At 35.9% G+C, this 25097-nt stretch carries 22 protein-coding genes, 17 tRNA genes, 1 rRNA gene and 1 riboswitch; of the genes, 8 read left to right on the top strand and 32 right to left on the bottom strand.

Annotated elements, in window-relative coordinates; all coding sequences use genetic code 11:
• The first annotated feature begins 44 nt into the window (after positions 1 to 44).
• Entirely contained in the window at positions 45 to 272 is a 228-nt protein-coding gene (locus QDN89_RS03915; RefSeq protein WP_280768766.1) for a hypothetical protein, read from the top strand.
• A gap of 87 nt (positions 273 to 359) precedes the next feature.
• On the opposite strand, the gene QDN89_RS03920 is transcribed toward QDN89_RS03915, so the two are convergent.
• Both QDN89_RS03920 and QDN89_RS03925 read right to left on the bottom strand, forming a co-directional pair.
• Positions 360 to 1949: a PTS transporter subunit EIIC gene (locus QDN89_RS03920; protein ID WP_280768767.1), complete on the bottom strand. Its 1590-nt coding sequence runs from the start codon at positions 1947 to 1949 to the stop codon at positions 360 to 362.
• 118 nt (positions 1950 to 2067) lie between these two features.
• Positions 2068 to 3414: a 6-phospho-alpha-glucosidase gene (locus QDN89_RS03925; RefSeq protein ID WP_280768768.1), complete on the bottom strand. Its 1347-nt coding sequence runs from the start codon at positions 3412 to 3414 to the stop codon at positions 2068 to 2070.
• A gap of 167 nt (positions 3415 to 3581) precedes the next feature.
• Here QDN89_RS03925 and QDN89_RS03930 point away from each other — a divergent pair, with 167 nt between their 5' ends.
• Positions 3582 to 4298: a GntR family transcriptional regulator gene (locus QDN89_RS03930; RefSeq protein ID WP_280768769.1), complete on the top strand. Its 717-nt coding sequence runs from the start codon at positions 3582 to 3584 to the stop codon at positions 4296 to 4298.
• A 29-nt stretch (positions 4299 to 4327) separates the two neighbouring features.
• Here the strand turns inward: QDN89_RS03930 and QDN89_RS03935 are convergent, their stop codons facing one another.
• The 4 genes from QDN89_RS03935 to QDN89_RS03950 all read right to left on the bottom strand — a co-directional run bounded on the left by QDN89_RS03935 (position 4328) and on the right by QDN89_RS03950 (position 9313).
• Entirely contained in the window at positions 4328 to 4453 is a 126-nt protein-coding gene (locus QDN89_RS03935) for an anti-repressor SinI family protein (protein WP_280768770.1), read from the bottom strand.
• Positions 4454 to 4483: 30 nt separating this feature from the next.
• Positions 4484 to 4575: riboswitch (cyclic di-GMP riboswitch) on the bottom strand.
• Positions 4576 to 4918: 343 nt separating this feature from the next.
• Complete coding sequence (gene yhbH, locus QDN89_RS03940) at positions 4919 to 6082, bottom strand: sporulation protein YhbH (RefSeq protein WP_280768771.1); 1164 nt, start codon at positions 6080 to 6082, stop codon at positions 4919 to 4921.
• 410 nt (positions 6083 to 6492) lie between these two features.
• Complete coding sequence (gene lepB, locus QDN89_RS03945; RefSeq protein ID WP_280768772.1) at positions 6493 to 7083, bottom strand: signal peptidase I; 591 nt, start codon at positions 7081 to 7083, stop codon at positions 6493 to 6495.
• A gap of 334 nt (positions 7084 to 7417) precedes the next feature.
• Positions 7418 to 9313 (bottom strand): PrkA family serine protein kinase, encoded by a 1896-nt coding sequence (locus tag QDN89_RS03950; RefSeq protein ID WP_280768773.1) that lies wholly within the window; start codon positions 9311 to 9313, stop codon positions 7418 to 7420.
• Between the two features lie 169 nt (positions 9314 to 9482).
• On the opposite strand from QDN89_RS03950, the gene QDN89_RS03955 reads away from it, so the two are divergent.
• Positions 9483 to 11354 carry a transglycosylase domain-containing protein gene (locus tag QDN89_RS03955; protein ID WP_280768774.1) on the top strand — a complete coding sequence of 624 codons (1872 nt, stop codon included), beginning with the start codon at positions 9483 to 9485 and terminating at the stop codon, positions 11352 to 11354.
• A 33-nt stretch (positions 11355 to 11387) separates the two neighbouring features.
• Here QDN89_RS03955 and QDN89_RS03960 read toward each other — a convergent pair whose 3' ends face one another.
• From QDN89_RS03960 to QDN89_RS03995, 8 genes are all read right to left on the bottom strand, one after another.
• Positions 11388 to 11945: a DUF5366 family protein gene (locus tag QDN89_RS03960; protein WP_280768775.1), complete on the bottom strand. Its 558-nt coding sequence runs from the start codon at positions 11943 to 11945 to the stop codon at positions 11388 to 11390.
• A 94-nt stretch (positions 11946 to 12039) separates the two neighbouring features.
• Positions 12040 to 12345, bottom strand: a complete 306-nt coding sequence (locus QDN89_RS03965) for an antibiotic biosynthesis monooxygenase family protein (RefSeq protein WP_280768776.1) — start codon at positions 12343 to 12345, stop codon at positions 12040 to 12042.
• Between the two features lie 285 nt (positions 12346 to 12630).
• Positions 12631 to 13104: a tRNA (uridine(34)/cytosine(34)/5-carboxymethylaminomethyluridine(34)-2'-O)-methyltransferase TrmL gene (gene trmL, locus QDN89_RS03970; RefSeq protein ID WP_280768822.1), complete on the bottom strand. Its 474-nt coding sequence runs from the start codon at positions 13102 to 13104 to the stop codon at positions 12631 to 12633.
• 88 nt (positions 13105 to 13192) lie between these two features.
• Positions 13193 to 13720 carry a hypothetical protein gene (locus tag QDN89_RS03975; RefSeq protein ID WP_280768777.1) on the bottom strand — a complete coding sequence of 176 codons (528 nt, stop codon included), beginning with the start codon at positions 13718 to 13720 and terminating at the stop codon, positions 13193 to 13195.
• A gap of 204 nt (positions 13721 to 13924) precedes the next feature.
• Entirely contained in the window at positions 13925 to 14863 is a 939-nt protein-coding gene (locus QDN89_RS03980) for an amidase domain-containing protein (protein ID WP_280768778.1), read from the bottom strand.
• Between the two features lie 163 nt (positions 14864 to 15026).
• Positions 15027 to 15560, bottom strand: coding sequence for a methylated-DNA--[protein]-cysteine S-methyltransferase (locus tag QDN89_RS03985; RefSeq protein ID WP_280768779.1), 534 nt, complete (start codon positions 15558 to 15560; stop codon positions 15027 to 15029).
• 28 nt (positions 15561 to 15588) lie between these two features.
• Positions 15589 to 16764 (bottom strand): tRNA epoxyqueuosine(34) reductase QueG, encoded by a 1176-nt coding sequence (queG, locus tag QDN89_RS03990; protein ID WP_280768780.1) that lies wholly within the window; start codon positions 16762 to 16764, stop codon positions 15589 to 15591.
• Positions 16765 to 16907: 143 nt separating this feature from the next.
• A tRNA-Gly gene (locus QDN89_RS03995) sits at positions 16908 to 16981 on the bottom strand.
• A 584-nt stretch (positions 16982 to 17565) separates the two neighbouring features.
• On the opposite strand from QDN89_RS03995, the gene QDN89_RS04000 reads away from it, so the two are divergent.
• The 3 genes from QDN89_RS04000 to QDN89_RS04010 all read left to right on the top strand — a co-directional run bounded on the left by QDN89_RS04000 (position 17566) and on the right by QDN89_RS04010 (position 19931).
• Positions 17566 to 17952, top strand: a complete 387-nt coding sequence (locus QDN89_RS04000) for a DUF302 domain-containing protein (protein WP_280768781.1) — start codon at positions 17566 to 17568, stop codon at positions 17950 to 17952.
• A gap of 36 nt (positions 17953 to 17988) precedes the next feature.
• Positions 17989 to 18867 (top strand): SDR family oxidoreductase, encoded by an 879-nt coding sequence (locus QDN89_RS04005; RefSeq protein ID WP_280768782.1) that lies wholly within the window; start codon positions 17989 to 17991, stop codon positions 18865 to 18867.
• 209 nt (positions 18868 to 19076) lie between these two features.
• Positions 19077 to 19931 (top strand): CAP domain-containing protein, encoded by an 855-nt coding sequence (locus tag QDN89_RS04010; protein ID WP_280768783.1) that lies wholly within the window; start codon positions 19077 to 19079, stop codon positions 19929 to 19931.
• Positions 19932 to 19983: 52 nt separating this feature from the next.
• Here QDN89_RS04010 and QDN89_RS04015 read toward each other — a convergent pair whose 3' ends face one another.
• Complete coding sequence (locus tag QDN89_RS04015) at positions 19984 to 20313, bottom strand: hypothetical protein (RefSeq protein ID WP_280768784.1); 330 nt, start codon at positions 20311 to 20313, stop codon at positions 19984 to 19986.
• Positions 20314 to 20804: 491 nt separating this feature from the next.
• On the opposite strand from QDN89_RS04015, the gene QDN89_RS04020 reads away from it, so the two are divergent.
• Both QDN89_RS04020 and QDN89_RS04025 read left to right on the top strand, forming a co-directional pair.
• A complete protein-coding gene (locus QDN89_RS04020) occupies positions 20805 to 21884 on the top strand; it encodes an N-acetyltransferase DgcN family protein (protein ID WP_280768785.1) in 1080 nt (359 codons plus the stop codon).
• Positions 21881 to 22957 (top strand): alanine/ornithine racemase family PLP-dependent enzyme, encoded by a 1077-nt coding sequence (locus QDN89_RS04025; protein ID WP_280768786.1) that lies wholly within the window; start codon positions 21881 to 21883, stop codon positions 22955 to 22957. Before QDN89_RS04020 ends, QDN89_RS04025 begins: the two co-directional genes overlap by 4 nt.
• Positions 22958 to 23173: 216 nt before the next feature.
• On the opposite strand, the gene QDN89_RS04030 is transcribed toward QDN89_RS04025, so the two are convergent.
• The 17 genes from QDN89_RS04030 to rrf form a co-directional block, all read right to left on the bottom strand.
• Positions 23174 to 23259, bottom strand: a tRNA-Leu gene (locus tag QDN89_RS04030).
• Between the two features lie 35 nt (positions 23260 to 23294).
• Positions 23295 to 23383, bottom strand: a tRNA-Leu gene (locus QDN89_RS04035).
• Between the two features lie 27 nt (positions 23384 to 23410).
• Positions 23411 to 23484, bottom strand: a tRNA-Cys gene (locus QDN89_RS04040).
• A 3-nt stretch (positions 23485 to 23487) separates the two neighbouring features.
• Positions 23488 to 23562 (bottom strand) — tRNA-Gly (locus tag QDN89_RS04045).
• A gap of 63 nt (positions 23563 to 23625) precedes the next feature.
• Positions 23626 to 23700: transfer RNA gene (locus QDN89_RS04050), tRNA-Gln, on the bottom strand.
• 15 nt (positions 23701 to 23715) lie between these two features.
• Positions 23716 to 23791, bottom strand: a tRNA-His gene (locus tag QDN89_RS04055).
• A 12-nt stretch (positions 23792 to 23803) separates the two neighbouring features.
• Positions 23804 to 23877, bottom strand: a tRNA-Trp gene (locus tag QDN89_RS04060).
• A gap of 23 nt (positions 23878 to 23900) precedes the next feature.
• Positions 23901 to 23984, bottom strand: a tRNA-Tyr gene (locus QDN89_RS04065).
• A gap of 58 nt (positions 23985 to 24042) precedes the next feature.
• Positions 24043 to 24118: transfer RNA gene (locus QDN89_RS04070), tRNA-Thr, on the bottom strand.
• A gap of 11 nt (positions 24119 to 24129) precedes the next feature.
• Positions 24130 to 24205, bottom strand: a tRNA-Phe gene (locus QDN89_RS04075).
• 62 nt (positions 24206 to 24267) lie between these two features.
• A tRNA-Asp gene (locus QDN89_RS04080) sits at positions 24268 to 24343 on the bottom strand.
• A gap of 137 nt (positions 24344 to 24480) precedes the next feature.
• Positions 24481 to 24557 (bottom strand) — tRNA-Met (locus tag QDN89_RS04085).
• Between the two features lie 30 nt (positions 24558 to 24587).
• A tRNA-Val gene (locus QDN89_RS04090) sits at positions 24588 to 24663 on the bottom strand.
• A gap of 30 nt (positions 24664 to 24693) precedes the next feature.
• Positions 24694 to 24768, bottom strand: a tRNA-Glu gene (locus tag QDN89_RS04095).
• A 9-nt stretch (positions 24769 to 24777) separates the two neighbouring features.
• Positions 24778 to 24870 (bottom strand) — tRNA-Ser (locus QDN89_RS04100).
• Between the two features lie 7 nt (positions 24871 to 24877).
• Positions 24878 to 24952, bottom strand: a tRNA-Asn gene (locus tag QDN89_RS04105).
• A gap of 9 nt (positions 24953 to 24961) precedes the next feature.
• Positions 24962 to 25078: ribosomal RNA gene (gene rrf, locus QDN89_RS04110) — 5S ribosomal RNA — on the bottom strand.
• Positions 25079 to 25097: the final 19 nt, after the last annotated feature.

Here is a 25097-nt window from a genome sequence, read left to right on the forward strand (position 1 = left end):
TGCGATTATAATAGTTAGTAATGATATTATAAGGAGGGTTCCATTTGATTACATTCAAAGAAATGAGTAAAGAAAATAGACTACATTTATTAATTATTTCAAGCATTATTACTGTGTCCATTTTAGCTGGTATTTATGTTGGTTCAAATGAAGCATGGTTCAACCCTCGAAATTTCACTGCTGGTTATATGGCTGGATCATTGCTCGCAGTTATTGTATTATTTTCCATTTATCGATCCGTTGCTTTCTTTATCGAGAAGAAAAACGAATAGAGGAACTATTTTAACGAAAGGACTCCTAAGAGTTCTTTTTTGTTTACTTTAAACATCACTATTCTTAATCGTTAACCTTTTTTTGTATTATGCGGACTTATTGATAATATCATTGATCTCATTTTTATAAAGATCTGATTTCCCACCGAACACTGCCTGGATATTTTTATCATACTTCATAACTCCTGCCGCTCCGAGTGCCTTTAGATACGGTTCATCAATTTGCTTCGGATCTTTCACTGTCACTCTAAGTCTAGTGAAACAAGCATCCACGTATTCCACATTTTCTTTACCGCCTAGCGCAACTAATATATCTTTGGCGGTTTCTCGATAGGCATCTTTTGATTTTTTCTTTTTAGAGGCTGAAGTTGCAACTTCTTCCGATGATTCATTTTCTTTTTTCTTGTTATAATCCTTTCTTGTATATAATTTTGCTTCTTGACCACCGCGTCCTGGCGTAGCTAAGTCCCACTTTTTGATGGCAAATGAGAATATATAATAATATACGAAGAAGAATATGGCTCCCATGACTAGATTCATCCACCAATTATTTGTCCCAGGGAGGGCATTAACAAGAATAAAGTCTATCAGACCGGAACCACCTGCCCAACCTAATTGAACATCCAACATAAATGCTACGGCGAAACTTATCCCCGCTAAAAGCGCGTGGATGACAAACAAAACGGGTGCAACAAATAAAAACGTAAACTCAATCGGTTCCGTGATCCCTGTTAAAAAAGCTGTTCCTGCTGCTGCAATTAACATCCCTTTAACAACAGGACGATTTTGCTTATCAGCTTGACGATACATAGCTAATGCTGCACCAACAAGACCAAACATGATAACTGGAAACTTACCAGCCATAAATCTTCCTGCTGTAACATCTACTCCTTCAGCTATTTGAGCTAAGAATATATATTGATCACCAGAAACCATTTGTCCACCAACATCAACTGTTCCCCCAAGTGATGTCCATAAAAATGGTGCATACCAAATATGGTGTAAACCAGTGGGGATTAGAACTCGTTCAAGAAATCCATATAAACCTATATACAAAGGATTCGTTGCATCAGAAGCAATAACATTAGCTACAGCATCAATACCTGTTTGAACTGGAGGCCAAATGAGCATAACCACAAACGCTAAAATCATAGAAGTGAAAACCATAACAATCCCTACTGAACGATCTCCCGCAAAGAATCCGAGTACTTCTGGAGGTTGAAATCTTTTAAACCGGTTATAAACCCACACCGCCAAAAGTCCAACGACAATACCACCTAATACTCCTGTTTCAAGCGTCGGAATTCCAAGAGCCATTCCATATTCCCCTGCTCCTTCTGCCATCTCAGGCGTAATCCCGAGTGCAAGAGAAATTGTTGTGTTCATGATGATATATCCTAGCAGTGCTCCTAATGCAGCAATTCCTGAACCACCAGTTAAACCAATCGCTACACCTAGGGCAAAGATAACGGGTAAATTTTGAAAAATACTGAGACCAATTGTTGTCATACCTGAACCGATTGCTTCTACAGAATCATTTTGTAAAATAGTTATAAAATCTGCTAAAGGTCCTGTTAGCGCTGCACCAATCCCAAGAAGTATCCCTGCTGCAGGTAGTAATGCAACCGGAACCATTAATGATTTACCAAACTTTTGTAAACTTCCAAAGTTAAACATATGAATCTCCTTCCAAATTTAAAATGAATGGGTTTTATCATAAAAGCGTTATCATTTGTTTAAAATGAAAAGGGAGTTTTTCTTTCTCCTTTGAACTCCCTTTCATTTTATAAATGCTTTACACTTCTGTAGTTTGAAGTTTCTTCAGTTCTGGCCAATACTCTTTGTTTTCAGCAATGAGGTCATCTAATATTTTTCTTGCTTTTGGTGCATCTACAACAGCCCGGTTCAACGTTAATGCTTGCAGCAATTTGTTATAGTCTTTTTCATACCAAGCATCTACAACTAGTTTTTCAAAAGCAAGCTGCCCTTCAATAAGCCCCTTTTGGAATGTTGGGATATCGCCCACAGCAAAAGGTTTTGGACCTCTGCTCGTTAAAGCTGCAGGCACTTCTACCATTGCATCACTTTGTAAGTTTGAGATAATTCCGTTATTTTCTACAATTACAATGAATGTATCTCCGGTGTTATAAGCTAACGAAGCTGCTACTCTAATCATGTAACATCCATGAATGTCCACTTCTAACTCCACATTTTTAGTTGTTTGGTCAGTCATGATTTGATCACTCATCGTGTGAACACGTTTTTCGCGACCGTTGATCACTTGACGAGCTCTCGTATTGTCTATTTCTTCTTTCTCGACCATGTCTGTTGGATATAAATAATATTGAAGATACGTATTAGGTAAGTAATCTGGAAAATCATTCAGCATTGTTTCAACTTGCTTGAATGTTTTTATCCAAGATGGATCGTTTACTATCTCTGAATCTTCAGGAATAAATCCTCTTTCTGTAATTGCACGCTTTATATCATCTGTTAATTGATTTCCTTCTTTGTCATAAATGTTCGTAAACCAACCAAAGTGATTTAAACCAAAGTACTCGGGAACCAAATCCCAGATTTCTTTCCCTAATATTTTTGCATAACTAACCATGATTGCTGCAGGCATATCACAGATATTTAATATTTTTTCATCATTTGGAAATTCTCTACGAAGAGCTTCAGCCACAATAGCCGCGGGATTTGTGTAGTTTAATATCCAAGCATCTGGAGCATATTCTCTTATATCGTTGACTACGCCAATCATGTCTCCTATAGAGCGTAATCCATAAGCCATACCACCAGGACCACAAGTTTCTTGCCCTACTGCATCGTATTTCAATGGAATTTGTTCGTCTTTTTCACGCATTTGAAGACCACCCGTCCGAATCTGCACAAAAGCAAAATCAGCATTTGTATATGCCTCTTTTTTGTCCGTTGTGTAGCGAAATGATTCTAGCTCAGGGTATTTTTCTTTTAAAATCACCTCTGTTGCTTTCGCAATCTTTTCTTGTCGCTCTGCATCGATATCATAAAAAGTAATGGATTTTAAGGGGAATTTTTCTTTTTCTTCAATTAAACTCATAATCATTCCAAGAGTGTACGTACTTCCGCCACCGACAACAACTAAATTTTGACGTTTCACTATTCATTCCTCCAATAATTTAATTTGTATTATATTTGTATTATTTAATTCAATACAAATATAATACAAATAAATAAGTTCGTCAATACTATTATTAATTGCATGGGGAAAAATTGTACTATATGCTAAGGATAAGAAGTAACTTAGACGTAAAATGAGGTGAAAAAATGAAAAGTGTATCTCCTTTGTACAAACAAATTGCTAATCAAATGAAAAATGAAATCACAAAAGAAACCTGGATGAAAGGTGAAGCGATTCCGACTGAGGCGAGGTTAGCTGAAATATATGGAGGAAGCCGTGTTACGATTAGACAAGCTATTAAATTACTCGTACAAGAAGGGTTGTTATACAAAATTCAAGGAAGTGGAACATACGTTAGTGAAAATAAATTTGAGCACAATATTTATTCGCTCAAAGGTTTTACCGAAGAAATGCATGCTCTAGAAAAAGAAACAAAAAATAAAGTATTAACATTTTCGTTAATACAACCTGAAGAACGTATTAGACAAATATTAGGATTAGCGGAAGGGGAAGATGTTTTCTTTGTAAGAAGACAGAGGTGGGTAGAGAAGACACCATTAGTTGTTGAAGATACTTATTTACCTGTTAAGCTATTTCCAGACTTATCTTATGAAATAATGCGTGGGTCAAAATATGAATACATTGAAAAAACGAAATTGATGAAAATCAAAGAAAGTTTCCAAGAAGTATTACCTCTTCTTCCAAATAAAGAAATTTTGGATTTACTTAAGTTAAAAGAAGCAATTCCAATTATTAAAGTTCAACTTTTCTCTAAACTAATGGACGACACTCCTTTTGAGTATACAGAAATTTACTTTAAAAGTGATGAATATAAATTTACGATTGTAGCTTCACGCCAATAAACGTAAAATATTCAGTTACATTTCTGCACTCATTTTCTTTTACTTTCATGTAAAAAATATCGAATTTCTTCAGGTGTCATCCCTTGTTCTAAAGCAGATTTAATTAGTGAAACCCATTCTTGATCTAACCTTTCTTCCCTTTTAGATGGTAGCATGAAATTGTCCCCCTTATGCCTTTTTTCATTAGAGGCAACTATGCAATCATAGGGTTTAATACTCTTCCCTTAGATTCATAGTTTTGCGTCCCTATTTTTTAATAGGTAGGCTATTTCTTAATGAATATTACATAATTAACACATTTGTTCACTATAAAGAACAAAATTCGCCTGTTTAAATAATTTTTCGCAATAAATTTTAAGAATAAAGCCTAAAAGGACTCTTTTCTGTTCTTTATTGCGAATATTGTAGGTAAATCATAATATGTTTCATTTCTCTTGTAAATAGTAATTATTTCTTAATAAATTAGAATATTTATCCATTTCATATTCTCTACATTGAATTACATTGACGTATCCCTACTTCTTCACCTTCTCTTAGTTTAATCACCCACTACTCATATAGATCTAAAGATTTAGTTAATAAAAAAGAGCGACCTGTTTAGGTCACTCTTTTTTATATGATTACTGAATCAATCCATGTTGATTTTTTTGAAAAAACCACTTCAATGATTGATAAACGTCAGCTTTTTCTCTCAGTACATAATAACGAAACTTTTGATCTTGAATATTTTTATAGACATTCATAAGAGTTGATGGTCGATTATACTGGTTTACTTCACCATATCCAAAGTAACTAGACTTCTTTATTAATTCATTAATATATTGAATGCATCGTTTGTTATCAGAAGTTAGATTATCTCCGTCTGAAAAGTGAAAAGGATAGATATTATATTTAGATGGTGGATATCTACGATCAACGATCTCCAGCGCTTTTCGATATGCGGATGAACAAATCGTTCCTCCACTTTCCCCTTTCATAAAAAAGTCATCTTCTGATACTTCCTTCGCTTCGGTATGATGGGCTATAAAGACGATATCAACTGTTTCATACTTCGTACGTAAAAACCTCGTCATCCAAAAGAAAAAACTTCTCGCCATATACTTTTCAAATCTCCCCATGCTTCCTGAAGTGTCCATCATGGCTAACACAACCGCATTTGAGTCAGGCTTTACTTTTTCTTCCCACGTTTTGAACCTTAAATCATCATTGTAGATAGGCGCGACACTTGCTTTTCCTTCAATAGCATTTCGTTTTAATGCTTCTAGAATAGTCCTTCGCTTATCCACATTTCCCATCAGCCCTTTTTTACGAATATCGTTGAATTCAATATTCTCAACAACGACATTGTCTTGTTCTTTTTGCTGTAGATTTGGTAACTCCAATTCACGAAATAACATCGTTTCCAATTCTGAAATAGAAACTTCCGCTTCAAAATAATCTTCTCCGGCTTGGTCTCCAGCCTTTCCACCTTTTCCAGGTGCTTTTTGTCTTCCATCTCTTGCTACAACATCTCCAATTTTACTGTCTCCATCTCCTTGACCGACATGTTTACTTTTGTCATAGTTGTAACGAATCTTATATTCATCTAGGGAACGTATCGGGACTTTAATGACATCACGACCATTTGACATAACAATGTTCTCTTCACTAACTAGATCAGGTAAGTTCTTATGAATAGCATCTTGAACTTTTTCTTGGTGCCGCTGCTGATCTTGGTAGCCTTTCCGATGGAGGGTCCAATTTTCCTGAGACACAACATAATTTTTTCCCGACCGGTTTATCATGCGCTTCCCTCCTTCTGATTTTTTGAAAATAGTGACTTGAATTCATTTAAAATCAGACTTAGTCTATCCTATGCAATCTGGACACTTAGTTGACAAAAATTCTGAATATTGGACAGGACAAAAAAATATAGTTTCTGAGGAATTGAAGACCAATCCTTCTCTCCCAAAGAAGTAGACGCTTGGTGCGAAAATATTCAAATGGAAGTCTCAAGTTTATCCCTTCAATGTTTAACGTTTGGACTAAGAAAATGAGAATAAATAAAAAACCTTTGCTTTAATAACACAAGCAAAGGTTTTTCTTATAGGCTCACTGCTATCATTCAGAGTTGACGTCTAAAAATCATCTGTCACTCTTATGTCCAGCAGGCAAGTCCAGAGATTTCTCGGAGAAGCTTTATCTTAGTTTTCTATCAAAAAAATCTTATATTTTTCGGTGGCCAAAACGCCATATTCGCTCGTCCAACAATTTCTTCAATAGGAACAAAACCAATATGTCGGCTATCTACACTGTTTTGCCGATTGTCACCTAATACAAAAACATGACCTTCAGGTACTTTTGTATTTCCTGTTTTCTCTTCCAACTCAAAGTTTTCTGTAAATACCCCATTGTCGTGGTTTTCTTTATAAACATCTAAGAAATTCTCATCATGAGGCACATCGTTAATATATAGATTATCATCATCATAGTAAATTTCATCACCCGGTAATCCAATCACTCGCTTTATATAATCCGAGTCTTCTGTTGCGTGAAAAATAATGAGATCAAATCGGTTTGGTTCATTGATTTCATAACCGATTTTATTGACAATAATTCTCTCTCCATCATGAATGGTTGGCATCATAGACTGGCCATATACAATATAATTTGCGAACAAAAATCCTCTAACTAAAAACGAAAAAACTAACACAATAATAATTAACTTTGATAAAGCCCAAATGTTCCTTTTCCAAAACGATTTCTTTTTTGAACCGTTATTTGTAACAGTTTCTTCCTTATTCATTTTTCTCCTCCATTTTTCCTTATCAGAAGACTCTTTATCAAGTTGATATGATAGATATGTATTAAATCAAATACACATACAATAATTGAGTCTGTAAAAGATACTTATTACTTAAAATATAGCCATATGTGGCTTATTTCAAACAATTATTATCAAATAATCTTAATTGTTATGAATCTGTAATAATCGTTACATTTTTTGTGTTGTATATCAACTACCATATGTCATTCATGTTAATGATTGAGACCTTTTCTAGAAAGTCTAATCTACAACTCAAAAATCTAATTTCTTAAACACTAAAAAACAAGACTGGGGCTATTCCCAGTCTTGTTTTTTATCTATTTAGTAAACTACCAACATATCTCAAAAGGTCGTTTGCTGATGTGCTATTATAACCATGTTCATCAATCAACCTTGCAATGACTTCATTAATTTTCTTTAACTGACCTTCATCTGGTGTTTTTGTGGACGTTGTTATTTTTACTACATCTTTCAAATCAGCAAATAGTTTTTTCTGAATTGCTTCTCTTAAACGGTCATGAGACTGATAGTCGAATTTTTTTCCTTTTCGAGCATATGCTGAAATTCGAATTAAAATTTCTTCTCTAAATGCTTTTTTGGCATTTTCTGAGATCCCAATTTGTTCTTCAATTGAACGCATAAGTTTCTCATCAGGATTCATTTCTTCCCCTGTTAACGGGTCGCGCAGCTTATTTTTATTACAATAAGCTTCAACGTTATCCAAATAATTATCCATCAGTGTTTTAGCAGACTCCTCATATGAATATACAAATGCTTTTTGAACTTCTTTTTTAGCCATCTCATCGTATTCTTTCCGAGAGATTGAGATATAGTTTAAATATCTTTCACGATCTTCATTTGAAATAGAAGCATGTTGATCTAAACCATCTTTGATGGACCTTAATACATCTAATGCATTTATTGACGTAAGTTCTTTCCTTATAATAGCCGATGAAATTCGATTAATGACATAACGTGGATCAATTCCACCCATACCTTCATCGGCAAATTCATTTTTTAACTCTACAACATCTTGATTATTAAATCCTTCTACATTTTGACCATCATACAATTTTAACTTCTTTAACACATCTACATCATTCTTCTGAGACTCTTTAATTCTTGTTAAAACTGTAAACGTTGCAGCAATTTTCAGAGCATGGGGTGCGATGTGAACATGAGAAATATCAGACTCTTCAATCATTTTTTTATAAATACGTTCTTCTTCACTAATTTTCAAATTATAAGGGATAGGCATAACGATAATTCTTGAATGAAGAGCTTCATTTTTTTTATTTGAGATGAACGACTTATACTCCGCTTCATTCGTATGTGCAACAATCATTTCATCTGCGGAAATCAAGGCAAATCGACCTGCTTTGAAATTGCCTTCTTGCGTCAATGAGAGCAAATGCCACAAAAACTTTTCATCACACTTCAACATTTCTTGAAATTCCATTAATCCTCGATTAGCTTTGTTTAACTCACCATCAAACCGATAAGCTCTTGGATCTGATTCCGATCCATACTCAGCAATTGTAGAGAAATCAATACTCCCTGTTAAATCAGCTATGTCTTGAGATTTAGGGTCAGATGGACTAAATGTACCTACCCCAACTCGCCGATCTTCAGATAAGAAAATCCGCTCCACCATGACATCTTCAATACGTCCTCCATACTCTTTTTCTAAACGCATCAGATTTAACGGTGATAAATTTCCCTCTACTCGTATTCCAAACTCATTATAGAAGTCTTTTCGCATGTGTTGAGGGATGAGATGCAATGGATCTTCATGCATAGGGCACCCTTTAATTGCATAAACCGCTCCTTGGTCCGTTCGACTATATTTTTCTAATCCTCTTTTTAACATTGTTACTATTGTTGACTTTCCTCCACTAACCGGTCCCATTAATAATAAAATTCTCTTTTTTACATCTAATCGTTTTGCAGCTGAATGAAAGTATTCTTCCACTAATCGCTCAACAGATTCTTCTAAACCAAATATCTGGTCTTCAAAAAATAAATAACGCTTCCTGTCTCCTTCTTCCACCACTCCCGCATCTTTAATCATGTTATATATCCGAGAGTGAGCCGTTTGTGCCACCTCTGGCCTTTCTCGCAGTATCTCTAAATAATCAGCAAACGTACCTTCCCACCTTAATTCTTCTTGTTCTTCACGATAGCCTTGAATTTTGTTAATGATATCCATCTTATCCCCCTTCCCACAACAACCTTGGTTCTTTTAAAGGATGTCATGGTACATCTTATGCACTTACCTAGAAAACGATGTTAAAAGATAAGTTATGATGATTCCCTTTCAACTATTTGAAAACAAGAGTAAAATAAAAATATAACTTCAAGAGGGTGTTGTGACATTCATGCGGATATTGATCGGAAACGTATTTATATTATTTTTTATCAGCTTCTTTACATTGCTATTTATAGAAACGACAAAAGAACTTTCTTCTGCCCAATCTTTACACCAAGTATTAGATGAATCTATTGAATTAGAGAAAATCACACTTTCTAGTAACAGTCTCGTTCTAGACAAAAATGGCAACACCATTTCAGATATTTACTCTAGTGAAAATCGGATTCATTTATCCTATGAGGATATTCCATCATCTGTATTAGAGGCATTTATCGCTGCAGAGGATCACTCGTTTTACGAGCACCACGGTTTTGATATGTCAGGGATTGCAAGAGCTTTTCTTGTTAACTTACAATCACAAAGTGTGGAACAAGGTGGAAGTACAGTGACTCAGCAGTTAGCTCGTAATCTATATTTGTCTCACTCGCAAACATATGAACGTAAGCTAACAGAATTACTTTATTCCTATCATTTAGAAAGAGTTTTTACAAAACAGGAAATCTTAGAAATGTACATTAACACCGTCTACTTTGCAAACGGTGTATATGGTATGGAAGCAGCTAGTCAATATTATTTTGACCAAACAATTGAAGAACTTTCTATCGCTGAAATTGCATTTCTTAGTGCCATACCTAATAACCCAACACATTATGACCCGTTGAAAAATTCTGAACTGACACATGAGCGTAAGAAGTGGATTCTATTACAGATGCTCAATCAAGAATTCATTGATGAAGAAACTTATCATGACGCCAAATCGGAAGAAATTACGATTTATTCATTTGAGAAACAAGATCAATTTCCTGATTACACAACATATGTTTTTTATGAACTACAACAACTTATTTCAAAAGAAGAAGGATATAAAAAACGTTTACGTGCTGCTTCATCAGCAGAAGAACGCTCAGCGATTCGCGAAACTATACAAAATCGTGTCGATCAGCTTCTAGCAAGCGGCATTACTATCGATACAGCATTAGACCCTAAAGCTCAATCTCATGCTGTATCTACTATCAATCACTATTTAGGAGACACTGGTATACAAGGAGCCACTTCTATTATTGATCACGAGAAGGGAGAAATAGTAGCCATCACCGGAGGCGTTTCTTATAATAAATTTGATTTCCATAGGGGATTTCAAGCTTATAGACAACCTGGATCTGCAATTAAACCTTTGCTCGTTTTCGCACCTCTTCTTGAAGAAACAAAATTAAATAGAAGTTCGATCATTGACGCAAGTCCAATTAATAGAGGGAATTATGAACCTAAGAATTTTGGTGGCGCAATTTACGGAAAAGTGACGTTGGAAGAAGCATTTAAGAATTCCTATAACACTGCCGCTGTCAGAATGTTCGATATGATAGGGGTTGAAACAGGATTTGATTACTTTAATCAATTCGACTTTAATCAAATTAGCTCAAATGATTATCGTCTTCCTTCTGCTTTAGGTGGGTTAACAAATGGTGTAACCGTTAATGAGCTAACACAAGCTTACTCTGTTTTTGCTACTCAAGGGGTATATCGCTCCCCTAAAGCAATTCGTCAAGTGACAGACTTAGATGGGAATATCTTGTACACCTGGGAAAGTGAAGACAAAGAAGTGTGGGAGCAATCTACGGTGGAAGAAATGAAGACGATGTTACGTTCTGTGGTTTCAAGTGGTACAGGAACTGCTGCTCATTTCACCGGGTCTAATTACGTAGGTGGTAAAACTGGAACAACTAATGATTTCCATGATTTATGGTTTGTTGGTTCGAGTGATCGATATACGACAGGTTTATGGGTGGGGAAAGATGATCCTTCTTCCATTTATGTACAAAGTCAAAATAACCTCCATACTAGGCTTTGGAGTGACATAATGAAAGAACTAAACCAGTAGAGATATTCTCTACTGGTTTTACATTTCCTTTTTTTATATAGGCAAACTTGCAATTAAGCTGTTGTAAAGTTTCACAACTGCGTAAACAATTGCGATACCAAAGGCAAACCAAAAAAAGAGGTGAAAGAATATGAGGGCAATTAATGCTGGAGCAGATAATGAATCACTTACTTTGTAGATAAAAAAAATAAAGTAACTAAAACAAGCTATAGCAAAAACACTCAACAGCAAAAGAATATCGATGGAGGCAATAATCGAGAAAATTCCTCCGATTAAAAATATCCATGCCCCTCTTCTTACATTTTTTAAATCCGTCCCTTCTTCGTCTTTCGAAAAAAACAAAAGTGACAGTTCATTTACTGTATTCGCAATTAATTTAAGTGCTGCAAACAACATAAAGAAAAATAACCAAAGCACAAACAGGAGTGCAAGATGAATGCCTCTTTCAGAGAAAAATTCGATCATACCACTATATAAGCCGATGTTTTTTAAATAAGATATTGACAATCTTTCCGTATAAATAGAAAAGGCCAAACTAAATAAAATAATTGATATCAAAGGGAAATGACTTGTTAAATACATATTTTTCATTTCATAACTCCTGGCTGTTGCTGTAATTTATGTAACGATTATCGAACGAACAACCGAGTGAAATCACTCGGTTGTCATGATTACTTACCTTACCTTATAAGTGATGAATAGCTTCGTAAGCGTAAATCTTATTCCCAGAAGTTGGGCTTTTATCTAAATTATCTCTTCGTTTTTTGTGAGCATGTTTAAATGCATCACTGTTAATCCAGTTTTCATAATCTTCTTTCGTCTTCCATTTAGTCAAGACAATTTGGAAGTTCTCATCTTCTTCAGGACTTAAGAACATGAAATCTAGACATCCGGGTACTTGTTCCATTTTCTTATTACTTTCGGCAAAACGATTTGCTACGTTTTCTCGTCCATCCACAGGTACGTGAAGTTCATTCATAACAACATACATTAGTGAAAACCTCCTTTTCCTACATCTATTATACGATAATGACCTGTGATTTCAAAGATTTACCTTTCCACAGTTAATATGGTGGAATCCTTTCTTTCATTATTAAAAAATGGTATATTTGAATGTAGATAACATCGAAGGGGGCATTGTAATGGGACTACTTTTGATTTTAGGAGTTTGTTTAGCATTCCTAGTAGCCATTTTCACCGCTGGATATGATTCGAATCCACATAAAAATTAAATAGAAAAATAAGCCATGAATCAATGATTCATGGCTTATTTATATTATTTTAGTGCGCTAAATACTTGCTGTCTTAGTGCTTCATATACGACAATTGCAGCTGTATTTGAAAGATTTAACGAACGAATTTTATCTGTTTGTGGGATACGGAAGCAGCGATCTTGATATTGCTCCGTTAATTCTTCCGGTAATCCTTTCGTTTCTTTACCAAAAACAAAGAAATAGTCTTTATCCATTTGACTATAATCAAATTCATGATAATGCTTTTTTCCTATTGTTTCAATAAAGAAAAATTCCCCATTAGGAAATCGTTTGAATAGCTCATCAATTGTATCATAATGATTCACATTTACGTTTGGCCAATAATCACACCCTGCTCTTTTAAGCATTCGATCATCTGTCGAAAAACCAAGTGGATGGATTAAATGCAATCCTGTATTCGTTCCTGCGCAAGTTCTTGCAATATTACCGGTGTTGGCTGGTATTTCTGGTTCGTGCAAAACAACATGCAATCCCAAAGCTTTTTTCACCTCATTTTATCTTCGCTTCCAATCTCCAAACGTTATCTTACCATGTCTTTTCTGTAAAAGAAAGAAGCCTCTACCCTTAAGTTGAGACTTCAAGTGTATAAATGAATTTTCTTAGCTCTTCCGTTGATATTTCCTTTCCTATCAACTGATAATTTGGAACATTGCCATTAATATCAACAAACAAATCTTTTTTTGAAACAAACGTATATTGTACTGTTGGAGTCGGCTCTTTAAAATATGCTAATTCTCCCACAAAATCGTACACTTCAATAACTTCTTGCCTTTGCTCAATACGGTCATTTGTTGGTTCACTAGAAATCACATGTTTACGAAGTTCTTCAATATCTAAGCCTTGTATATTTTGGTCTTGTATAAGCTCTATTCGCCCATCTTGATTATTTATAAAACTAGTAACAAGAAGGTTATCCTCAAAGATCGTTTCTTCTATCGTCCAGTTTTCTAACATCGTTTCTGGAAATAAAACAGGAAAAGGTAACTCTCGTTTCGCCTGAGATAACGTTGCATCTGCTTGGGTACAAGCAATAACAACAAACATAACACTAATAGTTAGAACTCCTATTTTTTTTAAATGGAATGAACTCATTATCAACACCCGTAACTTTCAACTATTATTTATTAGATATCGTTCAGTATTGATTATGAAACATCAACACTAAGCTTTAACATAGATTTTTATTAAGTCGTTTACTCCAATTATTTTAAAAAATATCAAAAATTATGAAGAAATCTCAAATAATTATATCATACTCATGTTTCTATTTTTGAGTGTCAAAAGAATGAAGTCCGTTTATCCATTCATAGTCCCATCTACGATATGGAAATATTTATATTGAATACTTGGTGTCCATGCTGACGAATCTTCATAAGACCAATATCGCATACGACTATTTGTCGTATGTGCATTCACTAAAGGCATATGATCCGCATCTTTATCAACAACGATGGTTGTATGTTGCCAATTACCATCTCCGTTGAAGTCATAACAAATCACATCACCTTTCATAAGTTCTTTAGGTGAAGATACTTCTTTTGCCCTAAGTCCTTTTTGCGATCCGCTTAAAAACCATCGAAGCGAATGAGCCACTGCCCAACTGAAACTCCATTGGTTGCCGGTGAACCACCACCCGCTGCTTCTATCTGGTTCACCACGCATCGGTGCTCCTGCTTCTTTTAAACATTGTGAAATATAATTAGTACAATCATTCTCAAATTGACGATAATCCGGATTATAATCATCCCACCATCTTTCAGCATACCTTACTGCTGCTAAACGATCGAATTCATACCTAACTTGCCTAAAAGAATCTCGTTTGTAGTATTTTCTTGCCATTTCTTGAACTTTTTTTTCTAGTTTATTTTCAAGACCATCTGGAAAAACGAGATAGTCGTCAATCAATTGTGTCTTATCTTCTATTACAGCTCTTCGATATTGTTGTTGTGTTTCAAGATAGATTTTTCCTTTTTGGTTCATTAATTGCTCAATGGTTAACAAATAGTCTACTTTCATTCTTGAAGAAAGGTTTTGCGTTTTTATTATTTCCCCTTGAACAATGTTCTTTAAAACTTCTGCCTTTCTCTCTTTTATTGTTTTTATTTTTCTATCCGTTGCATGAAAGTCACTCTCTCGAATAAACCATTCATCTAAATGCCCTTCCATTTCTTCATCGAAATAAGCGGAGCAACATTTTTCCCAATAATTTTTCAATAAATTAATAGCTTCATTCATATGATCCCCTCCATTCTATATCATGTTATTCATGAGTGAGAGGGATTCATGCCAATAAGTTCTTTCTATTTGAATTGCTTGCTTAATGATAACTTGTCCTACAAAAATCCTCATTGCTATAATAAATAGCAATGAGGATGAATTTTAACGAACATAAATAAACTTAAGAGGACATTTTTTTATAGGAACCTTCTAGTTTTAATAAGACTTCTTTTTTATCTAAACCACCACCGTAACCAACCATCGATCCATTTGATCCGATTACTCTATGACAAGGTACAATAATTGGCACGGGATTTTGATTATTCGCCCCACCTATCGCTCTGACAGCTTTAGGAGCTCCAATTTCCGCAGCAATTTGTTTATACGATTTCGTTACACCATAAGGAATATTTGCTACTTTATCCCAAACTAACTTTTGAAATTTCGTTCCAATAAGATCTAACGGTAAGTCGAAATTTTCTCTCTCCGCTGAAAAATACTCAGATAGTTGACGCTTTGCCTCTAGCAATGGAACCTCATCATTTTTCAACTCGCCATTCAATTGTAACTTATTCAGTTTCCTTTCCATAGACGAATATGAGCTCTTCACTGAACCGAATTCGATAAAACAAATCCCTTGATTAGATGTTGCCAAAGTGATAGCTCCTATAGGACTTTCCATTTCAGTAAAATAAATATACGGACGTTTAGACATCATAGCCCTCCTTCAGTTCAGATAATAATTACTGAACTTCTTTCATTGTTTCCATTTTCATCTCAACTGAGATTTCGATTTTTTCTATTGCTTTTTTAATTTCTTCCATAACTTCAATCACATTTTCTTTATTTTTAGCCTCTAAAAGCTCCGCCTTTACTTCTTCATTCTGTGAGATTTCAGCCAATGCCCAAGCAGAAGTTCCTCGTATGACGGGGCGAGGGTCTTTGTGTAATAGTTCATATAATGAAGGTAAAGCCTCTTTTTCTTTATAATGGGCAAGAGCAATGATTGCATTTCGTTGGATTGGTTTTTTACCTCTCCATGAACCAGATATTTTTCCAAACCTTTCTTTGAATTGACGATTACTAATCGTTAACAAAGGTAACAATGTTGGTTTGACTATTTCTGGATCAGGTTCCATCTCTGGATGATGATTGGCATTTTTCCCTTTGTTTTCTGGACATACGACTTGGCATGTATCACAGCCGTATAAACGATTTCCTATCTTCTTACGATATCTCTCAGGTAACATGTCTTTTGTTTGGGTTAAAAAGGCTATACATTTATTTGAATCTAATTGTCCACCTTGAATAAGAGCGCCTGTTGGACAAGCATCCACACATTTGTTACAAGATCCACACTGATCAAACATCGGCGTATCTTCTTGCAAATTAACAGTTGTAATCATCTCTCCTAAATACACGTAGGAACCGAATTCCGGAGTGATGATAGCACAGTTTTTTCCACTCCACCCAATACCAGCACGTTCTGCCACAGCACGATCTGATAATTCTCCTGTATCAACCATTGATTTAGAGATAACATCTGGAACTTTTTCAACTAGAAACTCTTCCAACAATTTTAATTTCCGTCGCAAAATATGATGATAATCTTCTCCCCACGACGCTCGACAAAAGATACCTCGCCGGTCCCCTTTTTTTGACTGAGGAGCTGCTTTCATTTTTGATGGATAGGCAAGGGCGATGGAAATGATCGTTTTCGCTTCTGGTAAAAGAAGACCTGGTTTCGTTCTTTCATCTATTGTACCTTTCTCGAACCCAGATTGATAACTAAGTTCCTGTTGATATTTTAACCTTGCCTTCATCGTTACGAAAGGATCTGCCGAAGCAAATCCAATTTTATCTATGCCTATACGCTTACTATATGCAATTAACTCTTCTTTTAACTGGGTATTTGCCACGGTTTCACCTTCTTTCATAATTTTTCTTAAATACATCAGTTATTATGCTTATTTAGTTAGTCGTTAAACATACGAAAAAGTAGCGCTCCTAGTGACAGAAACACTACTTTTTATTTTAGTTTAATTGTATCTTCATAAAAAATTGGAGCGGGTGATGGGAATCGAACCCACATCATCAGCTTGGAAGGCTGAGGTTTTACCACTAAACTACACCCGCATTTATTATGTTCTAGTCCTCTGAATCATTGGACAATCTTCCATGCTTCTTCCTCTGATAGCTTTGCTTTGATGATTATCCGTCGAAGCAACTCGCAGCATTCTCGACGATGGAATTGCTCGTGGCTGAGGTTTTACCACTAAACTACACCCGCATTTATTATGTTCTAGTCCTCTGAATCATCGGACAAACTTCCATGCTTCTTCCTCTGATAGCTTTGCTTTGATGATTATCCGTCGAAGCAACTCGCAGCATACTCGACGATGGAATTGCTCGTGGCTGAGGTTTTACCACTAAACTACACCCGCATTTATTATGTTCTAGTACTCTGAATCATCGGACATAACTATTAGTTATCTTTTCTTTAACCTGTTTCGTATTTTACTACTTCATTTTATGAATGTCAATATCACTAAAATTAACAACATTAATAAGAGGCATACGGTTATTTCATTAAAAATTATACCGTTTTTTATTAGCTTAGATCTTGGAAAAGCTACGTTTTAAAAAAAGAGGTTATTTTTCTCCATTATTAGGTAATAGATATACGGTATAGCCTATATTTTATAATGGAGGGATTTCATATGAGTTTTGATTACACTATTGAAAGTAATAAAAAACCAGCTGAACTTATCGAAGCACTAGAAGTTGAATTGAAAGAAGAAGGTTTTGGCGTATTATGGTCATTTAATGTGAAGGATAAGTTAGAGGAAAAAGGGTTAGACTTTAGTGATAACTTTCATATCCTTGAAGTTTGTAATCCTCATGATGCAAAAGAAATTCTCAGTTTATCCAAACTTGCTGGTTATTTCTTACCATGCAAAGTAGTTGTTTATGAAGATAACGGGAAGACCTTCGCTGGTATGCCACAACCGTCCACATTAATGGGTTTTATTGACGATGAAAAAGTCCAAGCTGCGGCGAACAAAGTGGAAAAAAGAATGATTACTTGCTTCGAAAAAGCAAAATAATGTTAAGACCATAATTACTGCTAGAGGTGAACAACATTGAATTTTTCAGACATTAATAAATTACAATCAAATGGTCAACCTGAACAAATGCAACATCGTCAGCCCGGGTTCGAAAATGAAATGAATCCTGAACCTCTTTATGATGATCCAAATTATAAAGGGTCAGGTAAGCTAAAAAATAGAGTTGTATTGTTAACAGGCGGTGATAGTGGGATTGGACGTGCTATCGCTGTTGCTTTTGCCAAGGAAGGTGCTAAGTTAGCTATTGTCTACTTAAATGAACATGATGATGCTGAAAAAACAAAAGTCGCTGTTGAAAGTTATGGTAGTGATTGTTTACTCATACCTGGAGATGTTGGTGAGGAAGATTTCTGTTTTGAGGCGGTTAAAAAAACAGTAGATACTTTCGGTAAATTGGATTGTTTAATCAACAATGCAGCTGAACAACACTTTCAAGAAGATATCGAAATGATTTCAATTGAGCAACTCGAAAGAACTTTTAAAACAAATGTTTACTCCGCTTTTCACTTTATTAAAGCAAGTAAAACACATCTCAAGCCAGGAAGTACAATTATTAATACCGCCTCCATTGTGGCTTACCAAGGTATGCCAGTATTGATGGATTATTCAGCAACCAAAGGAGCCCTTGTCGCTTTGACACGTTCTTTATCAGAAAACCTTGTATCAAAAGGAATCCGTGTTAATGCCGTTGCACCTGGTCCTATTTGGACCCCGCTTATTCCCGCTTCTTTTCCTGCTAATAATGTAGGCAACTTCGGTACTTCAAGTCCAATGGGGCGGCCAGGACAACCTGCTGAATTAGCACCAGCCTATGTGTATCTTGCTTCAGATGATTCTTCTTATGTGTCTGGACAAGTTATTCATATAAATGGGGGAACAATTGTAAATGGATAACGATGTTTATCTATTACATTAAGAACCACACTTCAACTGACAGTCTAAGTTAAGTATTTAAACAAGAGGAAGCATCTCCTCTTGTTTTTTTATGTCAATATAAAATACTCTTCTTCTTTTATCCAATTTATACTTTAATTCTCATTAATATTTTTAAGTATTAAAGAAACCCTAAGAAATATTGACTATAAAATGAAGGAGAGATCATTATGAAGAGAAAGTTTCTTTTAATACTATTTATATTTGTCATGGCTACTACGGCATGTAATAATCAAGAAAATGCTTTAGATCGTCAAGATCAAGCTCAACCAATCGCTAAAGGGAGAGCAAATAATACAGAATTTCTTTCAAGTGCACAAACAACGATACCTAGTTTTGATTTCCCACACACGAAACCTATCCAAATCCAAGAAGCAAAATATGATTTTGAAATTGATGCAGAGCAAATACATTTAGAAGAACTCTACGAATTGAATTTAGATGAAAATATCGAGAACATCCAACAACAATTACAAGATCAATTACAGATAAATCCTGAACCTACTCCTGAACTTCAACGACCGGAACTTGAGCAACGTCAAGCTCAAGAACCTCAACCTGAGCCGGAACAACCTCAAGCTCCTGAGCCAGAGTCAGAACAGGAACAAGAAGAACCGGAGCCAGATACAGATCAAGAGGTACAAGGAATTAGTCAAGAAGAGCAGCGCGTCGTCGAACTTACAAATCAACACCGAAGAGATGCTGGTTTATCTGAATTACAAGTAGATACGGAATTAAGTACAGTCGCTCGAAAAAAATCTGTTGATATGCATGAGAATAACTATTTTTCACACACAAGCCCCACTTACGGATCACCATTTGATATGATTCGTGATCATGGTGTTCAATATAATTCTGCCGGAGAAAATATTGCTCAAGGTCAGCAAAGTGCTGAACAAGCTGTTCAAGGATGGATGGATAGCCAAGGACATCGTGAGAATATCCTTAATGGGGGATTTACGCATATCGGTGTCGGGTATGATTCGAATGGGAACCATTGGACACAAATGTTCATAAGTAGATAAAGCTTTACTGAATAACAAGGAGCTGTCGATAACTATAATCGACTAGCTCCTTTTAATTATTTGATGATTTAGTATAAACCCATCGTTTCGTTTGATCATTTTTTCTTGAGATACTCTTGATTAAACCAAATCCCTCTATTTCTTTTAACAACTCGTGAACAGTTTCTTCACTCTCTTTTCCATTAAAAACTTTCTCAGCCAACTCAGAAGTTGATGGCTTTTGATATTTGGTATCTTCTCGCAAATACAGGAGTAATTTGACTCGTTTCTTTTGACGAATATCCTCTTTAAATCCTCCAGTAAAAAGTTTTTTTAATGGATCACTAGCTATCACACCAATAAATATTCCTATGATAACTAATAATAAATCATATAAAACCATCCCTTATGTTACCTCCAATTCATTTCTTATTTAACTTGCTTCTAATTGTTAGTTTACTACAAACCTTTTCATATAGACGAGGGTAGATGGATTTTTATTATTCGTGACTCTCCATTAATTATTTAGGTTTATTATATTAAGTCATACTATTTAATAAAAAGAGTAGTATAAAAGCAGGAAATTAAATAGTATGTTATACTTATAGGTGGGGATAATTAGAATTACTTACCTATTTATACAATTTTTCAACTTCTGCATTCTTTAGCGCATTGAGTTCTATGAATAATTGTACAAGTATTTTTGTGATGTCTCTAAATTATAATCTAAGTTGTTAATCCTTCCTTAGAGTTCCTTTCACTCAGAAACCACAACCATTCGCCACCACTTTTACAAAAGAATCATCCTCGTTTCTATGTTAGTTTATCGATGAAAACTTCGCTCACTCTTTCACAATATTTACGCAGCTTTAAAAATAGAAAGGAATGTGTATTATGAACAAAACAGCACTTATTTATTGCGAAGGTCACTTTGGAACAATGGACGGTAAAACTGCAAATGGACTAATTAGAAGTTCAAGGAAATATAAAATCGTTGGAGTTATAGATAGCAAAAAAGCAGGGATGGATACCGGTGAGATTCTTGAAAATAAAAAAAATGGTATTCCGATATTTTCAAATTTCGAACAAGCGTTAGATAGCTTATCAGAAATACCAAATCAATTTATTTATGGAATGGCTCCCTCGGAAGCATTTCTCAAACTTGATGAAAGAAATATCGTTTTATCAGCGATGGAAAAAGGTATGAACATCGTTAACCCTCTTCATGAATTTTTTACAGACGACGAAGAATTTGTAAAGTCTTCCATAAAGAATAACGTGGAAATTAACGATGTCAGAAAACCATCCATAAAAAGAGATCTGCATCTCTTTTCAGGGAGAATCTTAGATATCAAAACACCAATTGTCGCTATATTAGGCACGGATAGTGCAGTCGGCAAACGAACGACATCTGTCATCTTAGAAGAAGCTTTAATAAAGCAAGGTCTTAATGTCGCTTTTGTTGCTACAGGACAAACTGGACTTATTCAAGGTGCAAAATATGGTGTTGCTATTGACGCTATTCCCACACAGTTCTTAACAGGAGAAATAGAACACCAAGTAATGAGAGCTTATGATGAAGAAAATCCTGATATTATCATCATAGAAGGACAAGGAGCATTGAGTCACCCTGCTTATATTAGTTCCTGTGGAATTATTAGAGGATCAAGACCCAATGCCGTTATCGTACAGCACCCTCCTAAGCGTAAAAATTTAGGTGATTTCAGCTATATGGAAATGCCTACTGTAAAAAGTGAAATTGATTTAATTGAGAATTTTTCAAAATCTAAAGTCATTGCAATTACTATCAATCATGAAAATATGTCTTCTGATGAAATAAATGATTATATTCATATCTATGAAAATGATTTAAAGATCCCAGCAACCGACGTTCTAGTGCTCGGATGCGACAAATTAATTTCTAGTATATACGAAACATTCCCATCCTTAAAAACAAAAATTGGCGTCCAGTGAACGAATCCTCTGCACCAAGAATTGAAATTAACTTAGCAAAAATTGCTCACAATACAGAAATTTTAATGAAGTTATATCGTTCTAAAGGAATAGAAATCACTGGAGTTACAAAAGGAATATGTGGCGGATTAGAAATCGCAGAGGTTTTTGTTAACATGGGGATTAAAACAATCGGTGATTCGAAAATAACGAATATCATAAAAATGCGAAAAGCTAACATTAATGCGGAATTTATGTTACTAAGAATACCTGGTTTAAGTGAAATTAAATCTGTCGTAAAGTATGCTGATATTAGTTTAAATTCTGAGCTTTCCGTAATACAAAGCCTTTCTAAATACGCTAATAAGTATAATAAGCGTCATAAAGTTATTTTAATGGTTGAAATGGGAGACCTAAGAGAAGGTATCATGCCTAAAGACCTTCACTCTTTTATAGAAAAGGTAATGACTCTCCCGAATATTGATATCATTGGGATTGGTGTGAACTTTGCTTGTTTTGGTGGTGTAAAACCTACTAATAACAAAATGAGATTACTGGCTGAATTATCCCAAGAAGTAGAGAAGAAACATCATTTATCTCTAACATATGTTTCTGGTGGAAATTCTGCCAATTACAACTGGTTCATGGAAAGTAACAATACCATGCAAGTGAATAATTTAAGGATCGGAGAATCATTGCTACTAGGAAGAGAAACTCTTTCACGACTCCCCATCCCTGATTTATACACCGATGCATTTACGCTTGTATGTGAAGTGATTGAATCAAAAATAAAACCATCGGTTCCATATGGAGAAATCGCTCAAAATTCTCTAGGAGTCACCCCACAATTTCAAGAACGAGGTAATATCAGAAGATTAATATTAGGAATTGGTTTTCAGGATGTTCTAGTATCTGGATTGACTCCAATATTAGATTTAGAGATTTTAGGTTCAAGCAGTGATCACACTGTCCTTGATGCGAAAAATGTAAATATACAAGTTGGAGACGAGGTTACATTTTCTGTAAATTATGGTGCAATGCTTTCTCTCATGACATCTTCTAATATCCATAAAAAATATCTTAAGATGATATAATCTTCAAAAGTGACAGGATCACGTATATTTAAAAGACGCCTTTCTCAAAGAGAGAAGGCGTCTTTTTTGATAATATTTGATCATTTCTTGCTGATTCCTCCGCAGAACGGAAGAATAAAAGCAGGGAAGTCATCTTGTTGTGTTATTGGATAAACAAAACAAAAAAACAGGATAATTATCCTGTTTACACTAATTAAATTTATGTAAGTATTAAAATGGTACCGGTGGCCGGAGTCGAACCGGCACGGGACGAACCCACAGCATTTTGAGTGCTGCGTGTCTACCAATTCCACCACACCGGCAAAATGGTACGTAATGGATATTATTTAATGAGATTTGGTGCCGAAGGCCGGACTTGAACCGGCACGGTAATTACTTACCGCAGGATTTTAAGTCCTGTGCGTCTGCCAATTCCGCCACTCCGGCATTACAAGAACATCATTATATAAAATTTGGAGGCGGCAACCGGATTTGAACCGGTGATAGAGGTTTTGCAGACCTCTGCCTTACCACTTGGCTATGCCGCCATCTGGAGCGGAAAACGGGATTCGAACCCGCGACCCCCACCTTGGCAAGGTGGTGCTCTACCACTGAGCTATTTCCGCATACAATTTAAAAGGATAATTACAAAGTCCTAAATGGCGATTGCTTACACACCGTTATAAAAATGGCAGGGCTAGCAGGATTCGAACCTGCGAGTCACGGAATCAAAATCCGATGCCTTACCGCTTGGCTATAGCCCTTCAAATAAATATAAATGGGGCGGCTGATGGGAATTGAACCCACGAGTGCCGGAATCACAATCCGGTGCGTTAACCACTTCGCCACAACCGCCATATTTTCAGTTGGCAGGGGCAGCAGGAATCGAACCCGCATCAAAGGTTTTGGAGACCTTCGTTTTACCATTAAACTATGCCCCTAAGTATAGTTTAATACATAAAAATGGTGGAGGGGGGCAGATTCGAACTGCCGAACCCGAAGGAGCGGATTTACAGTCCGCCGCGTTTAGCCACTTCGCTACCCCTCCACAAAAGAGACAATTAATATATTACAAAAGAATATTAAATTAGTCAAGAGATTTTTTATGGTGCTGGCCAGAGGACTTGAACCCCCAACCTACTGATTACAAGTCAGTTGCTCTACCAATTGAGCTAGGCCAGCACTTAAAAAAATGGTGGCTCAGGACAGAATCGAACTGCCGACACACGGATTTTCAGTCCGTTGCTCTACCGACTGAGCTACTGAGCCAATACAATATGCTATGTTTTTACGTATTTTATAATTTTACTGGTTAATGATAAATGAAAAAATGGCGGTCCCGACGGGAATCGAACCCGCGATCTCCTGCGTGACAGGCAGGCATGTTAACCGCTACACCACGGGACCCTATATTAAAAATGATGGTAAGTCAAATTAACACCAAATACTTAAAAATTTGTGAAAGAATAAAAATGGCTGTACTTCTTCAGCACTACCATTATCTTTCTATAAAGAAACCACAATGAAGTATTAATAATTAAAATTGGTTGCGGGGGGCGGATTTGAACCACCGACCTTTGGGTTATGAGCCCAACGAGCTACCAGACTGCTCCACCCCGCGTTAATAGTATTAAGCTTCAAAAAACTTTTATGGTGGAGGATGACGGGCTCGAACCGCCGACCCCCTGCTTGTAAGGCAGATGCTCTCCCAACTGAGCTAATCCTCCATAAAAACAAAATATAATATATATATGTGTTGGTGACCCGTACGGGATTCGAACCCGTGTTACCGCCGTGAAAGGGCGGTGTCTTAACCACTTGACCAACGGGCCATGTTATTCTGGCGGAGAGCGAGGGATTCGAACCCTCGAGACGGGTTTAAACCGCCTACACGATTTCCAATCGTGCTCCTTCGACCTCTCGGACAGCTCTCCATAAAAATGGCTCCACAGGTAGGATTCGAACCTACGACCGATCGGTTAACAGCCGATAGCTCTACCACTGAGCTACTGTGGAATAATAATTGCCCAGCGACGTCCTACTTTCACAGGGGGAGATCCCCCAACTATCATCGGCGCTGGAGAGCTTAACTTCCGTGTTCGGCATGGGAACGGGTGTGACCTCTCCGCGATCGTCACTGGACATATGAAATTGACAGGTC

The sequence above is a fragment of the Salipaludibacillus daqingensis genome, assembly GCF_029891575.1.
Lineage (GTDB): Bacteria > Bacillota > Bacilli > Bacillales > Salisediminibacteriaceae > Salipaludibacillus > Salipaludibacillus daqingensis.